We start from the raw sequence: 14,241 nt of genomic DNA on the forward strand, positions 1-14,241 counted from the left end.
GTCAGCCGCGCAACTGTTTGAGCTTGCGGTACAGCGTGGCCCGGCTGATACCCAGCGCCTCGGCCGCCGCGGACACGTTGCCCTGATGGCGCGCCAAGGCGCCACGGATCAGCTCCAGCTCGTTGTCCTTGAGGCTGCCGGAAGGCGCGGTGCCGCTGGCCAGTTCGTCCAGCAGGCAGTCGGTGAGGTGGTCGAGGGTCAGCACCTGTTCGCCGTCCTCGCGCATGGCCAGCGCGGTGCGCACGACCATTTCCAGCTGGCGGATGTTGCCCGGCCAGTCGAAGCCTTCGAGCAACGCGGTCAGGGCCGGGTCCAAGGTCACGCCCCGGGCATCGGACTTGTCCAGCAGCCCCTGGATGATCGCCGCCAGGTCATCACGCTCGCGCAATGCCGGCAGGCGCAGCGACACGCCGTTGACCCGGTAGTAAAGGTCTTCGCGGAAGTGCTGCTCCTGCACCAGGCGCTTGAGGTCGCGGTGCGTGGCACAGATCAATGCCACGTCGATCTCCTGCTCGTCGCCCGCCCCCAGCGGTGCCACGCGCCGTTCCTGCAGTACCCGCAACAAGCGCGCCTGCAGCGCTAGCGGCATGTCGCCGATTTCGTCGAGGAACAGCGTGCCGCCGTGGGCCTGCATCAGCCGGCCAACCATGCCGCCCCGGCGCGAGCCGGTGAACGCACCTTCACGGTAGCCGAACAGTTCGGACTCGATCAGCCCTTCGGGGATGGCCGCGCAGTTGACGGCCACGAACGGTTTGTCGGCACGCGGGCTGGCCTGGTGCAGGGCCCGGGCGACGACTTCCTTGCCGGTACCGGTCTCGCCCAGCAACAGCACCGGCAGGCCATTGCCCAGCCCCTGGCGGGCCATGCGCAGGTTGCGCGCCAGGCGCGGGTCGCCACCGGCCAGGGCGTCGAGGGCGGGTGACTGCTTGCCCGGCGCCAGCTTGCTCACCGGCGTGCTGCCGTTGACCCGGCCATGGCGCGGCAGCTGCAGGGCGCGGAAGTAGAACTCGCCCTTGGCCGTCTGCACACTGCTCACCCCGCCCTGCCACAGGCGGGCGATGAAGGCCGGTGACCGTTCACCCAGCAGGTCGCTGCTGCGCCGGCCCAACAGCTCATGGCGCGGCACCTGCAACAGCTGGCAGGCACTGTCGTTGGCAGCCAGCACTTCACCGTCCAGGCTCAGCGCCAGCAGGCCATGCCAGGCGCTGTTGAGGTATTGCGGGCGGCTATGGAAGGCCAGCACCAATTGCTCCGGGTGGCACAGGCCGAACATGCGGCTTTCGATGTTGCCGGCCGCCAGCATCAGCGTCGACAGGCTGTCCTGTGGTTGCGCCATCACCCCTTCACGGGTGATGTCGAGCACGCCGATCACCTCGCCGCGCGGGTCGCGCAGGGGCACCGAAGTGCAGGAGAACGGGCTCAGGCGGTCGAGGTAATGTTCGCCGCAGTTGATCAAGGTCGGCCGGCCTTCCACCACTGCCGTGCCGATCGCGTTGGTGCCACGCAGTGATTCGCTCCAGCAACTACCCGGGTGCAGGTCGCGCAGGCCCTCGCGTTGCAGCACGTGCTTCTGCCCTTCGATGGCCAGCACGTTGGCCTGGGCGTCGCCGAGGATGACGATACCGGCCTTGCCCTGGCGCGCGACCAGGTAGTCCAGTTCCGGGGTAACGGCGTCGACCAGCAGGCGGTTGCGCTCCAGCAGCATGCGCAGGTCGTGGCCCTGCTCCAGGCCCAGGCCGACCTGCTCGCCCTGCAGGCAATCCAGGCCATGGCCCAGGCTGCGGCGCCAGGAGGCATCGATCTCGTCGCGCAGCATGCCCAGTGGCAGCTCGCCTTCGCTGGCCAGCTTCAGGCGGGCCTGGCGGGATTCGTGCAGCGGGTCGTGGGCGTTTGTTATTAGTTGTCGCGCCATTTTCTGCTCCGGCTGTGCCCCGCCAAGGTGGCGGGGAACGGGCTTGGGAATTTTCCGCAGTGTGCGGGAGAAATGGCTGGGCGTCATCCGGTTGATAGGTTGGGGGATGGTTGGGGGTGCAGGGCTAGGGTTTTGGGTGGCTTCGCGGGCTAGCCCGCTCCCACAGGGATCGCACCAAACCTGAAACCAGCCCATGGTCATTGCCCATCACCAGATCACGACAAGTCCCCTCGGCAAGTACCAATATCACGAAACTGTATTGCTCGCACCTTAATTATTACAAGAGACCAACTCCAGCACCTGAGCTCGAAATTTTCAACCCAATCGCATGGATCAATCTAAAGTATAGACTCGAGGTCCACGATACGAATTTCTACGAACAAGAGTGCCTCCTACTTCCTTCCGCACAATTACTTTATTAAATGCCGACTCACGAATCACATAGCCTTCCCTAATAGCAGCAACACCATGACCGATGTCAACCAATTGCTCACCCGCGAGCAACCCTTTAAAGTCTTGTACGAAAACCCCAAACACATGCCCATCACTACCGCGCGCATATGCACTAGCGACATCATAAGCCTGTGAAAAATAAAAACCCGATCCAAAAGCGTCCGCACCACCGTATTGAGGCCTTACCCCCGCCTCCAATGACTCGGCATGCGCCATTTGGCTACCATGAAATCCGGCAAAATCGAAACCATCTGGCACGCTGCTTGGATTTGGATAAGACTGCACCTGTGCTGCGGGTTTCTTCTGTACATGTGTCCGGACGACCTCGGATGACCCCAGAGAGAAATACTTCCCGCTTCCTTTAGAGACTTGATTCAAACCAGCTCCCGCAGAATTTATTTTACCTGTCCGCGAAAATAACTTCCTTATAGGGCTATGCCCGCTTGGATCTTGTAAATTTACCGGATCGCATAAACAGTAAGCATATGAATTCACCCCCCCGCGCCGGAACGGACTCATACTGTCAGGAGAAATACAACGCATCAAAACTGGGTCAAACTGGCGATAGCCATTGCCAAGTATATAGCGGCACGTGATCGGATCTGCGCGTTCGCCGTTGAAACCCAGCAAAACCGTATGGCGAGGGCGGTAGCCATACGGCGTATAGGCTAAGGTCTGCAGCGACGTCTGCTGCCTGCCTACATTTAACCTGACTGAACTATTAGCGACCATTGAAATGCTCCTTTTTACTAAAGAACAATTACAATAAAAACTTAAACATGCACAAGATACATTAATACGACCTCTTCGCGAAATCCCTGCAATTACCAGATCATTAAAAGGGTGCCTCATTCGACTTAGCAGGCACTACCGCTCTGCTATCTTTACCAGATCGGACCGCAATCAAACTATACGCGACCTCTCTGATCACAATTTCGCCATACTTCCGTTCCATAGGGAAACTCTCGCGCACTCTAAAGGAGTAATCCCGACCTAACTTCAGGCGACTAAAGTTTTCAGTATAAACACCATACACCTCAGGCTCATGCCCTTTCTTCTTAAGGTCCTGAGCATATTCCAATGGCCTCTTCTTATCGGGAGCCAGATAGAAACCCGCACCGAAACGCTGTGCATAACTCGACCCTTGAAAACGCACATTTAATCCAGACTTCAGACTGGGACCATGTGCCTTGGTGCTTCCATGATATCCTATCAGGTCCCAATTACTGGGAACGTCGTCGACAGGCAAAGCAGTAGTCAGGGATCGCATGGAGCCATAGATTGGCCTTGACGAGTCAAAATAAACTTCCTTGCTTGCACTAACAACAGCCTTAATTAATCTCCCCGCCCCATTCGCACGCGATAAAGTTCCGCGCCCCCTTGAATGTCCATCTGGATCTCGGAAATTTATTGGGTCGCCAATGCAATAGCTATACGAATTCAGCCCCCCTGTTCTGAACGGACTCATACTGTCTGGGGAATTGAAGCGCATCAAGACAGGATTGAACCCTCGATATCCATTACCCAACAGATAATGCCTAGTTATTGGATCTGCTCGCTCACCATTAAACGCGAGCAATTGTGGATATCCCGAGCGGTACCCATAAGGTGTATAGCTGAGAGCCTGCCACAACTGTCGCTGACATTCATTCAGGCCATTTGTATTTTTGCGCGGCATTAGCATGTACCACAAGAGCTGTCATTAGCGCGAGCTTCTCACAATACATCTGAAACTCACCACTGACATAAATGCCAGTTCTCATGCTGCTACATTCATGCTAGTCCAGTAACACTGCTATACCCAACGTAGGCAGAACAGAGGGCAGATAATGAGTTCCAGGCATAATGACAATGTGGTCTATTTGATGGGCTGTTATCTGGCAGAAATCCGAGACCGGTCGAAATTTACCAATTAAAACCAGCATGGACTCGGAAGATTCTATCGCCTGCCCTGGCCTCTTCCCGGGTAAAACCGCGCCTACAAGGGATTGCGCCAACCTTTAGGCCAGCTCTGTACCTGTGGGAGCGGGTTCACCCGCGAAGAGGCCCTCGTAGCCAATCACGGCTGCTGATTCTGGCTCAGGTACTTGTCCACCGTAGCCTGCCCTTCCCCCGCATCCCCCGCCACCTGCCACAGCCGCCGTTCGATCCCTTGCGCCAGCAAGTGCCCCACCGCCGCCTCGATCGCCGACAGCACGCACAGCTGCGCCGGTTCGTTGGTGGTGTACCCCACCTCGGCCTCGAGCAGCTTCTTGAACTCGATGAACTTGAACACCCCCGCACTGCGCCCAACCGAATAGATGGTCTTGCTGGTCATCACGTTGGCCAGCACCTGCCCGGTGCGCACGTCCACCGCGCGCAGGTTCACGGTCACCTGGTCGACGCGGTACTCGCGGGAGATGTCTATCCCCAGGTAGCGGGCACCTTCGCCGCCGCTGCGCACGTTGGTGTCGTAGGCGATGATGCCGCCCTCCAGCATCAGGTTGGCAGCCTGCAGCGGCGGCAGTTCACCCATGATGTTTTCCGGTACATCGGGCTTTTTCTGCGAAGCACGGATGATCTTGCGCTCGGTCAGCAGGTTCTGCAGGCCTTCACGCTCCAGCACCACGAACCAGCCGCTGGCGTTCAGGGCGTCCATCAGCATGCTTGCCGCGCCCTGGGTGACGCTGGTGGAGAACGAGCTGGCCGGGGTCGGCTTGTATTGCCCGGTCTGGTCGCGGAAGCCATACACCACCGCCATCAACCGGCCCTTGGGCCGTGGCATGTTGATCAGGTCGTAGTAGGTCGAGGCACGGGGGGTCAGGGTCGGGGTTTCCGAATCCTGTTCGGCGGGCATCGGTTCGCGCAGGCCACAACCGTGCAGACCCAGGGCGGTGAGGATCAGCAGCGTGCTCAGCAGATGTTTCATGGTGTTCTCTCCCCAACAAATAGCCTTGCCCCCTCAAGGGTTCAGGCCGCTGACCTCAATGATCGAAATTTCTCCTGTGGCGCGATCGGTGACCTTGATACTCAAGGCCCCGGAATCGTCGATGACGTCGATGAGAAACGCATCGGTCGCCATGCTGCCGGTGTTGCCGTTACTGATGTTGTCCAGCAACTGCGACAACATCCGCGACTCCAGCTGGTTGCTGAAGCGCTCCAGGGCCGTGGTGCCGGTAAAGGCCGAGGAACGGTCCTTGAGGTCGGGGTCGTCGTAGTCGTTCTGCGCCTGCGCGTTGTTCAGCAACCAGGTGCCATTGAGCGGGTTGCCGCCAAAGGCCGGGTTGACCGGGGTGTACACCAGCTCGGTGGCCTGGGCGGCACACGCGCTGGCCAACAGGCAGGCGGCGATGCAACGGGGTATGTGGTGCTTCATAGCTCGTCCCTCTCCAGATCGGTGGTGTCCTGCAGCAGGCGTTGCAACTTGCGTTGGATGATTTGCTGCTTGACCAGGTCGGCTGCTGCAACGGCCTCGTCCTTGAGCTCGGTGGTGTTCGGCGGCAGGAAGCGGCGGTACACCACCTCACGCTCGAACTCCACGGTGACCAGGCTGCCCCAGCGGGCATCCGGGCGTTCGCGCACCACCAGGTTGAAATCCAGCCGGCTGGTGGCGCGCAGGCGGTCGGCGAAGTAGTAGTAAAAGTCGTGGCCGATGTGCGAGATGGTGTTGTCGACGATGAAGCCTTGCATCTCGTCCTCGTCCCCGGCCCTGGCCGAGGTGGCCAGCACTGCCACCAGCAGCAGGCCCAGGCACAACGCGGCCAGGCGGTTCATGGTGTGTCCCCCGGGCCGGCATGGGTCTGCACGCCACCGGCACTTTCGGTAAAGGCCTGTTCGGCGACGAACTGCCAGTCGCTGTAATGTTCCAGCCCGTCGAAACCGCTCCATTCGGCGCTGAAGCCACTGCGCTTGAACGGGGTGGCGTCCGAGCGGCTGTGCACGCCGGTGATGCGGCCATCGATCGAGCGCAGCAGGCCCCATTCGTCGCTGTTGGTGATGGGGTCGGGGTACAGCCGGCGAATGTGCCGCCTGGCCTGCGGGAAGCGGTTGTCCTGCAGCAGGTCGGCCAGTTCCTGCGGGTACTGGGCCAGCCCCGGCGAGGCGCGGTAGTAGCTGCGCAGGGCCTGGGCATACTGGCTGCCTACCCACAACAGCTGGCGTTCGCGGTCACGCTGGGCAGCACTGGCCCAGAGCGTGCCGGTGGCGGCCAGGGCCACGCTGCTGACCGCAATCAGCAGCAACACGCCCAGGTAGGTGAAGCCGGCGTCGGCCTTACCATTCCGCGAACAGGCTGCCATCGCGCGCCCTCCCTGTGGCACCGCTCTTGATATCGGCCACGCCACCGGCCACGCCTTCAGGCGGTGGCACCAGCTGCCAGGCATCGCTGCGCTCGGTGATCGGGTCTATCGGGGTGTTGCGCAGGTAACGCTGCTCCACCAACTGCTCCAGCGAGTCCGGGTAGTGACCGGTGTCGCCGTAGTAGTGGTCCAGCGCCTCGCGCAGCACCGCCAGGCTCTGGCGCAGGGTGGCTTCGCGGGAGCTTTCCAGGCTGTTGAAGTAGCGCGGCATGGCTATGGTCATCAGCGTGGCGATGATCGCCAGCACCACCAGCAGTTCGATCAGGGTGAAGCCTTTGCTGCGTTTCATGGCTGTCACCATTGCCCGTAGGGGATGTTGTTCAGGCCTTTGCCGCGGGCCTTGGAATACACGTCGAACACGTCTTCGCCTTCGCGCGGGTTGTCGGGGCTGCTGTCGTAGGCGCGCAGCCCCCACCCGCCTTCGTCCTCGCCCTTGGCCGCCACCAGCGGGTCGTGCGGGATGCGCCGCAGGAAGTAGAACTTGGCGCCCTTGGCGCTGCGCACATCACGCACCCCGTCGACCAGCACCTGCAGGTTCGGCGGGTAGCCACTGGCGTCCAGGCGCTTCTCGATGTAGCCGGCATCGAACGCGCGCTTGTAGGCGTCGATGGCGTCGCGAATCTGGTACAGCGCCTCGCGCAGTTGCTGCTCCTTGCCGCGGCGCACCACGGTTTCGGTCAGCGGCGCGGCCATGCTGGCAAGCAGCCCGAGCAGTGCCAGGGTCAGCACCACCTCGATCAGGCTGAAGCCCTGCATGCGGCGCTGCGCGATCATGGCCGCGGGCTCCCTTTGGGTGGGGCGATCGCCATCTGGCTTTCCACCACCGGGGCATCGGTGGCCGGGGCATTGCCAGGCACATCCGCCGGCGGCAACGGCGCCATCTGCCGCACCTGCATGGCCGACTCGGTGCCGGTGGCGAACTCCATGTCCGACGGGCTCTGGTACGGCAGGTTGCGCACGATGCGCGGGGTGATCGCCAGCACCAGCTCCGACTTGCTCATGTCGTCCTTGTTGCTGCCGAACAGCCGGCCCAGGCCAGGGATGTCGCCAAGGCCAGGGATCTTGTTGCCGCTGGCGTTATGGTCGTTGCGCACCAGGCCGGCCAGCACCTGGGTTTCGCCATCGTGCAGGCGCAGGGTGGTCTGGGCGTTGCGGGTATCGACCTGGACCGGAATGGTGCCCTGGCGGGTGGCTTCCAGCGGGGTGGCGTTACTCACCTCCAGGGCTACCTTGATCGCCACTTCGTTGTTCAGGTGCACGGTGGGCTGCACCTCAAGCTTCAGGCCCACGTCCAGGTAGGTGACGCTTTCGGTAATCACCGGGCCCTGGGTGGACGGCACCGAAGTGGCGCTGATGATCGGCACCCGCTGGCCGATGTGGATGCGCGCCTGCTCGCGGTTGCTGACGCGGATCACCGGGCTGGCCAGGGTGTTGATGTCCTTGTCCTGGGCGTTGATCTTGGCCTGGGGTGCCGGCGCGATGCTGATGCGGCTGGAGTCGATGCCCTTGAGCTGGTCGAGCACGCTTACCGGCTGGCCGTCGGAGCTCAGCACGCCGAAGGTGTTGGGCCATTGCAGGCCGAGGTCGAGGATGCGCGAAGTGGCCACTTCCATCACCTCAACTTCCAGCACCACCTCGGGGTTGGACTGGTCCTGCGACTGCAGCAGCTTTTCGGCCATGCGCACGGCATCGGGGGTGTCGCGCATGGTCAGGGTGTTGAGGCGTTCATCGACGAACACGTCGCGGGTCTTGAGCATGGTCTTGACCATGTTCAGCGCGGTGTTGGAGTCGATGCTGGTCAGGTAGAAGGTACGCATGACCAGTTCCTGGTAGTCCTTGGTCTTCTGCGGCGAGTCGGGGTAGATCATCAGGGTGTTTTCGTTGACGATCTTCTGCCGCAGCTGGTTCTGTTCCAGCAGCAGCGCCACGGCGTCCTCGATGCGCAACTCGCGCACGAAGATGGTGGCCTTCATGTCCGGGCGCATGTCCTTGTCGAAGATGAAGTTGATGCCGGCAACCTGGGACAGCACCTCGAAGATGGTCTTCAGGTTGGCATCGCGAAACTCCAGGGTCACCGGCCGCTCCAGTTTGCTGCGCAGTTGCGGGAACGGTTGCGCGGTGCGCGCCTGCACGTTCTCGATGTCGCTGCGCAGGGCAATGCCCTTCTGGTTCTGCGGGTCCAGGCGCAGCACTTCGCGCATGTAGCGCTCGGCACCGAACAGGTCGCCCTGGCGCAGCGCCGCCTGGCCCAGCGCCACGCGCTCGTCGAGGGTGCGGATCAGCTCCAGCTGGCGGATGCCTTCCTGGGCGCGGCGGTTGTTCGGCTCCAGAGTCAGCACCCGGCCATAACCCATGCGGGCGCTGGCGAAGTCGTGGCGGATGCGGTCGGCGTCGGCCTGAGTCAGCAGCGCCTCGACCGCGGCCTGGCGGCTGTGGGCCAGGGCGATGTTCAGCTCGGTGTCACGTGGGTCTTCGCGCAGGGCTTCTTCCAGGCTGGCGATGCCGGCTTCGTACTGGCCCTCCTTCATCAGCTGTTCGCTGTCCTTGCGTACCGCACTGGAGCCGCAGCCGGCAATGGCCACGCACAGCGCCACAAGCAGGAATGGAGCCGGTTTGCACAGCTTTGACGACTTCATGGTGCGCTCCCTACAGACAAAGTCTGCGACTGATGCAAAGGCAGGTAGACCAGGTGCAGCTCGCTGGCCGATACCCGCTCGAGGCGGTAGGTGTCTTCGATCACGTCGCCCTGGCGCACGACGTAGAGTTTTTCGCCGCTCTGCAGGAAGATCTGCAGGTCGCCGCGGTCGCCGATGCGGCCAATGAACTGGAATGGCAGGGCCGGTGCAGTCGGGGCTGCGGCTACGGCGGGTGCGGTGACCACGGGTTGTTCGGTGACGGTGGCCAGGGCCTGGGGTTTGGTCCATTGTTGGGTCGGGAAGAGATCTCTTGAGGCTTGTTCCGGCCCTTTCGCGGGTAAACCCGCTCCCACAGGGACCGTGGATACCGCCGATTTTGTGGGAGTGGGTTTGCCCGCGAAGGGGGCAACACTGTCTTCCTCGCCGAACCAATGGCCCGGGGCCCAGGCCAGCGCCGCACTCACGCCGAGGAAGCCAACCCAGATGACAGCACGTTGTGTGTTCATCATGACCTCGACAGGTAAAGGGTCATGCGCAGGCGGGCGTTGAGCTCGCTGTCGCCAATGCGTTTGCGTTGCAGCTCCAGGTCTTCCAGCACCAGGGTCGGCAACTGCTTGAGCAGGCCCTTGAGAAAACCGCGAATCTGCGGGTAGCTGCCGCGTACCGGCAGCACGATCTGGTAGCGCGCCAGTTGCGTCTTGGGGTCGATGCCCAGGGCATATTCGCCACGCGCCAGGCTGATATGTTCGGCGCTGGCCAGGTGGTACAGGCGCTCGATCAGCTCACTGGCCCGGGGCTGCCCCGGCAGTTGCTGGCGCAGGCTGTCGAGGGCCTGCTGCTCGGGCTTGATGGCAATCTTCAGCTCGCCACGCCTGACCCGCTCGACCTGCACGCTGGCGTCCGCTTCGGTGGCGCGCAGCTCGCGCAGGTTCTGCCATTGCGGCAACACCCCGGCGCACAGCACGCCCACGGCCAGCAGGCCCACCGCAACCGCAGCCAGGCCGACCGGGCCGACGCGACGCAGGCGCTCCTGGAGGATCAGGCTGTTCAGCGATTCACGGGCGCGCATGGCCGGTCTCCCAGGTAGCGGTGAGGGTGAAGCGCACCGGGTGTTCGGGCTGCGCGGCCAGCACTTCGTGGTTGAGCAACGACACATCGCTGAGCTCGGCACTGGCCTCCAGGCGCTGGTGGTACTGCAGCATCGCTTCCAGGTTGCGCGCCTCGGCGGTGATGCGCAGCTGGCCTTTGCGCGCGTCGGGGGCCAGGCTGAGCAGCGCCACGTCGTCCTGCGGCTGCGCTTCGAGCATGGCGAACAGCTGCTGCCAAGGCCGTTGCAGCTGCTGCGAGACGCTTTGCATCTGCGCCAGGCGCTCGGCCTGTTCGCGGCTGGCGGCGCTGCCCAGCGGCGCGACAGTGGCCGGGCGACGGCCCAGTTGCTGCTCCAGGCTGTGCACGCTGGCCTCCCGTTCGACCTGCTCGGCCTGCAAGCTTTGTTGCAGCAGCACCAGGCCGGCAACGGTGGCGCTCGCCACGGCCAGCAGCGACCAGGCCAACGGGCTGCTGCGCCGGGGCTGAAATTCCAGGTCGAGGCGGCGCATGTCAGGCCACCGCCCGCCACATGGCGCACAGCGGGTCGGCGTCGCTGGCCGGCTGGCACAGCTGCACCGCCGCCAGTTGCGGCACGTCACCCCGGCCCGGGGCATGCAGGTAGACCCGTGGCAGGTGCTCGCCGTACAGCTCGCAGGTACGCTCGATCAGTGCTTGCAGGGCCTGGTCACTGTCGGCACAACCTTGCGTCAGCACTTGCTGCCAGGCCCCGCCGGCGGCCAGCAGCAGCACGCTGCGGCGCGGTTCGGCCAGGACGAACAGGAAGTCGCCCTGCCCCAGCTGCGCCGAGCAGCGGTTGTAGGCGGCCATCAGGTACGGCTGTACCGAGCGCAGGCTCAGGTGGCTCTCCCGGCCCAGCGCCTGCAGCCGCTGCAGCAGGGCTTCGGGCAACGCCGTGGCGATGCGCGCGGCACCGGCCGGCTCGGGCGACAGCACGATGCGCCAGTCGTCCAGCGGCTGCCCGTAGAGGTTTTCGAAACAGGCCCGGGCGTAGGCGTCCAGCTCGCGCGGGTGGCTGATGGCATCACTCCAGGGCACCAGGCAGAAGCGGCTGTACCGGGCCGACAGCAGTAGCCGCAACTGGGCACCGCGCACGGCATGCTCGGCCAGCAGCGTGGCCAGGGCGTCGACGGCGGCCTCCCAGGCCGGTTGGGCGGCATCGCAGGTAAAGTCGCGGCTGCCCAGCCATTGGTGGTGATTGGCGTGCCAGCTACCCAGGCCCACACCTTCGGCACCGAGTACGGCACTGTATCTGTAAGCGCCACGATCAGATGAATGTGACACGGTTGATCTCCTCGAGTGTGGTACGGCCATCCCGGACCAGGTCCAGAGCCGAAGCCCGCAGCAGGCGCAGGCCACGCTGGCAGGCGAGGTTCTTGATTTGCGACAGAGGGCGACGCTCGACGATCATCTGCCGCAGGTCGTCGTCCAGGTGCAGCAGTTCGGCGATGGCGCTGCGGCCGCGGTAGCCACTGCCACGGCACTGGCCGCAGCCCTGGGCGCGGACGAACTTCCAGCCGGCCACGCCCTCGCGGGTCAGGCCCGCGCCGTACAGGGTGTCGTCGTCGACTTCGCACGGCGTGGCGCAGTGCGGGCAGGCCAGGCGGATCAGGCGCTGGGCCAGCACCGCATTGAGCGCGGAGACGAAGCTGTAGGGGTCGACCTGCATCTGGCTGAAACGGCCGATCACATCGAACACGTTGTTGGCGTGGATGGTGGTGAACACCAGGTGGCCGGTGAGCGCCGACTGCACGGCGATTTGCGCGGTGTCCGGATCGCGGATTTCACCGACCAGGATCTTGTCCGGGTCGTGGCGCAGGATCGAGCGCAGGCCGCGGGCGAACGTCAGGCCCTTCTTCTCGTTGACCGGGATCTGCAACACGCCAGGCAGCTGGTATTCGACCGGGTCCTCGATGGTGATGATCTTGTCCACGCCGTGGTTGATCTCGCTGATCATGGCGTACAGGGTGGTGGTCTTGCCGCTGCCGGTGGGGCCGGTGACCAGGATCATGCCGTAGGGTTCGGCGGCCAGGCGGCGCAGGGCGCGCAGGGTTTCCTCGGCAAAGCCCAGGGCCTGCAGCTGCACGCCGCTGACCCGGTCGGACAGGTCCTGCTTGTCGAGCACCCGCAGCACCGCGTCTTCGCCGAAGATGCTGGGCATGATCGATACCCGGAAGTCGATTTGCCGGTCGCCCACGGCAACCTTGAAACGGCCGTCCTGGGGCACGCGTTTTTCGCCGATGTCCAGCTCGGCCATCACCTTGATGCGCGAGATCACCTGGTCGGCAAAGGCGCTGCCGCTGGCCTTGCCGGCGCCATTGAGCACACCGTCGATGCGGTACTTGATGGTCAGGCCCTGGCCGGTCATGCCCAGGTGGATGTCGCTGGCGTGCAGCTTGAGGGCGTCGTACAGGGTGGAGTTGACCAGCTTGACCACGCGGCTCTGGTCTTCGCTGATGCTGGCCAGCGACAGGCGCTGCAGCGGGTCGCTTTCGCTGCTGGTTTCGGCGTCGTGGTCAAGGGCGTCCACTGCGTGGAAGCTTTCTTCGTGGCGGGCCAGGAAGGTGGCAAGGTCTGCGGCATGGGCCAGGTACAGCGGTGCGCCTTGCAGCACATCGTCGATCCAGGCCAGGCGGGCGTGGTCGAAGGGGTCGGCGAACACGCCCAGCAGTTGGCCACCCTGCTCGATCAGCACGAATTCACGCTTCAGGCACATCGCCAGGCTGACCTTGTCGAAGCGTGGGGTGCTGGCCAGCAGGGTGTGGCTGTCCAGCACCGGGTAATGCAGGGTCAGGCCCAGGCGCTGGGTGAAGGTGTCGGGGGTGTCGCAGGCCAGCTGTTCCAGGCGGGTGAGCAGGCGTTCGTCGCTGGTTTGCAGGCGGGCCTGGGCCAAGAGGTCGCGGGGGTAGGCAGAATATGCTTTTACCTGTGCCGGCCCTTTCGCGGGTAAACCCGCTCCCACAGGATTTTCGATATCTTCAGGATTGCAGTGCCCCTGTGGGAGCGGGTTTACCCGCGAAGAGGCCGGTGCAGGCGGTGGAGCGTCCTGGGTTGCATCGAATGCTTCTGGCATGGCCTGCGACTCCGCTCAGGGGCGCGTCGCAGGCTGGCTCGGCCAGGGGTGCGGGCGCCGCTATTCCCCTGTGAGCAGTTGATCGTCGTCGGGCCCCGGGGGCTTGGCGCCGTTGCGGCGGCGGTCGGCCAATACCCAGCTTCCATCGTACAACTGCAGGGGGAACGATTCGTTCCTGTTCTGGCGTCGTTCGACAAACCCTTCAGCCGGGGTGTCCGTGGCCCTGCGCCGGCGCTCGATGCCCATCAGGTCGAAGACTGCACGGGCCAGTTCCACCAACGGGAACGGCTTGAACAGGACATGGCTCACACCCAGTTCGGCGGCCCGCTCACGCACCTCGACGGTGGGGTGGGCGGTAATCAGCACGAAGTGGCACTGCCTGTTCCTGCGTACGGTCTCCAGAACCTGAAAACCCTCCATGTCGGGCAAGCGGTAATCCAGCACGATCACTTGCGGTGCCAGGCTTGCAGCCTGCTCGATACCACTGGCACCGTCGTGGGCAACATGAACTTCCAGGCCTTGCGCCTGCAGGTACGCTTGCAGGTTCTGCGCAAGAGTCTGTTCGTCATCGACTACCAATACTCTGTTCACCAAGGTCGACTCCCAAGAACTGCCCGGTAACCCGGTCTGCGAAGTGCGCCCCTGTACAGGCTTGAGCAGGCTTCGTGCCAGGCGTGAAAAATCATGCTGCACCACTGTAAGTCATTGATTCGCCAGGGGGTA

At 63.4% G+C, this 14,241-nt stretch carries 16 protein-coding genes; all 16 read right to left on the bottom strand.

What is annotated here, in order from left to right:
• Window position 1: 1 nt before the first annotated feature.
• Entirely contained in the window at window positions 2-1,912 is a 1,911-nt protein-coding gene (locus tag WM94_RS27405) for a sigma-54-dependent Fis family transcriptional regulator (protein ID WP_061552599.1), read from the bottom strand.
• A gap of 333 nt (window positions 1,913-2,245) precedes the next feature.
• Window positions 2,246-3,097, bottom strand: a complete 852-nt coding sequence (locus tag WM94_RS29950) for an RHS repeat-associated core domain-containing protein (protein WP_256207067.1) — start codon at window positions 3,095-3,097, stop codon at window positions 2,246-2,248.
• A 103-nt stretch (window positions 3,098-3,200) separates the two neighbouring features.
• On the bottom strand, window positions 3,201-4,049 hold the full coding sequence (locus WM94_RS31270) for an RHS repeat-associated core domain-containing protein (protein ID WP_082810658.1): 849 nt from the start codon (window positions 4,047-4,049) through the stop codon (window positions 3,201-3,203).
• 375 nt (window positions 4,050-4,424) lie between these two features.
• The gene (locus WM94_RS27410) at window positions 4,425-5,273 is read right to left on the bottom strand and encodes a CsgG/HfaB family protein (RefSeq protein ID WP_061552600.1); all 849 of its coding nucleotides are present in this window, start codon (window positions 5,271-5,273) and stop codon (window positions 4,425-4,427) included.
• A gap of 33 nt (window positions 5,274-5,306) precedes the next feature.
• Window positions 5,307-5,720, bottom strand: coding sequence for a curli assembly protein CsgF (locus WM94_RS27415; protein ID WP_061552601.1), 414 nt, complete (start codon window positions 5,718-5,720; stop codon window positions 5,307-5,309).
• The gene (gene csgE / locus WM94_RS27420) at window positions 5,717-6,118 is read right to left on the bottom strand and encodes a curli production assembly/transport protein CsgE (RefSeq protein WP_061552602.1); all 402 of its coding nucleotides are present in this window, start codon (window positions 6,116-6,118) and stop codon (window positions 5,717-5,719) included. The genes WM94_RS27415 and csgE overlap by 4 nt, the downstream gene beginning before the upstream one ends.
• Window positions 6,115-6,642: a type II secretion system protein gene (locus tag WM94_RS27425; protein ID WP_061552603.1), complete on the bottom strand. Its 528-nt coding sequence runs from the start codon at window positions 6,640-6,642 to the stop codon at window positions 6,115-6,117. The genes csgE and WM94_RS27425 overlap by 4 nt, the downstream gene beginning before the upstream one ends.
• A complete protein-coding gene (locus tag WM94_RS27430; protein ID WP_024087221.1) occupies window positions 6,617-6,991 on the bottom strand; it encodes a type II secretion system protein in 375 nt (124 codons plus the stop codon). Before WM94_RS27430 ends, WM94_RS27425 begins: the two co-directional genes overlap by 26 nt.
• A gap of 5 nt (window positions 6,992-6,996) precedes the next feature.
• Complete coding sequence (locus tag WM94_RS27435) at window positions 6,997-7,476, bottom strand: type II secretion system protein (protein ID WP_015270589.1); 480 nt, start codon at window positions 7,474-7,476, stop codon at window positions 6,997-6,999.
• Entirely contained in the window at window positions 7,473-9,338 is a 1,866-nt protein-coding gene (locus WM94_RS27440; RefSeq protein ID WP_015270590.1) for a secretin N-terminal domain-containing protein, read from the bottom strand. Before WM94_RS27440 ends, WM94_RS27435 begins: the two co-directional genes overlap by 4 nt.
• Window positions 9,335-9,844: a hypothetical protein gene (locus WM94_RS27445; protein WP_061552625.1), complete on the bottom strand. Its 510-nt coding sequence runs from the start codon at window positions 9,842-9,844 to the stop codon at window positions 9,335-9,337. The genes WM94_RS27440 and WM94_RS27445 overlap by 4 nt, the downstream gene beginning before the upstream one ends.
• Entirely contained in the window at window positions 9,844-10,407 is a 564-nt protein-coding gene (locus WM94_RS27450; RefSeq protein WP_013972861.1) for a GspMb/PilO family protein, read from the bottom strand. The genes WM94_RS27445 and WM94_RS27450 overlap by 1 nt, the downstream gene beginning before the upstream one ends.
• Window positions 10,394-10,936 (bottom strand): PilN domain-containing protein, encoded by a 543-nt coding sequence (locus tag WM94_RS27455; RefSeq protein ID WP_061552604.1) that lies wholly within the window; start codon window positions 10,934-10,936, stop codon window positions 10,394-10,396. Before WM94_RS27455 ends, WM94_RS27450 begins: the two co-directional genes overlap by 14 nt.
• A 1-nt stretch (window position 10,937) precedes the next feature.
• Window positions 10,938-11,729 carry a hypothetical protein gene (locus tag WM94_RS27460; protein ID WP_061552605.1) on the bottom strand — a complete coding sequence of 264 codons (792 nt, stop codon included), beginning with the start codon at window positions 11,727-11,729 and terminating at the stop codon, window positions 10,938-10,940.
• Entirely contained in the window at window positions 11,713-13,518 is a 1,806-nt protein-coding gene (locus tag WM94_RS27465; protein WP_256207068.1) for a GspE/PulE family protein, read from the bottom strand. Before WM94_RS27465 ends, WM94_RS27460 begins: the two co-directional genes overlap by 17 nt.
• Before the next feature lie 60 nt (window positions 13,519-13,578).
• Entirely contained in the window at window positions 13,579-14,112 is a 534-nt protein-coding gene (locus WM94_RS27470) for a response regulator (protein WP_061552626.1), read from the bottom strand.
• Window positions 14,113-14,241: the final 129 nt, after the last annotated feature.

Source organism: Pseudomonas sp. ABFPK (assembly GCF_001586765.1).
Taxonomy (GTDB): domain Bacteria; phylum Pseudomonadota; class Gammaproteobacteria; order Pseudomonadales; family Pseudomonadaceae; genus Aquipseudomonas; species Aquipseudomonas asiatica.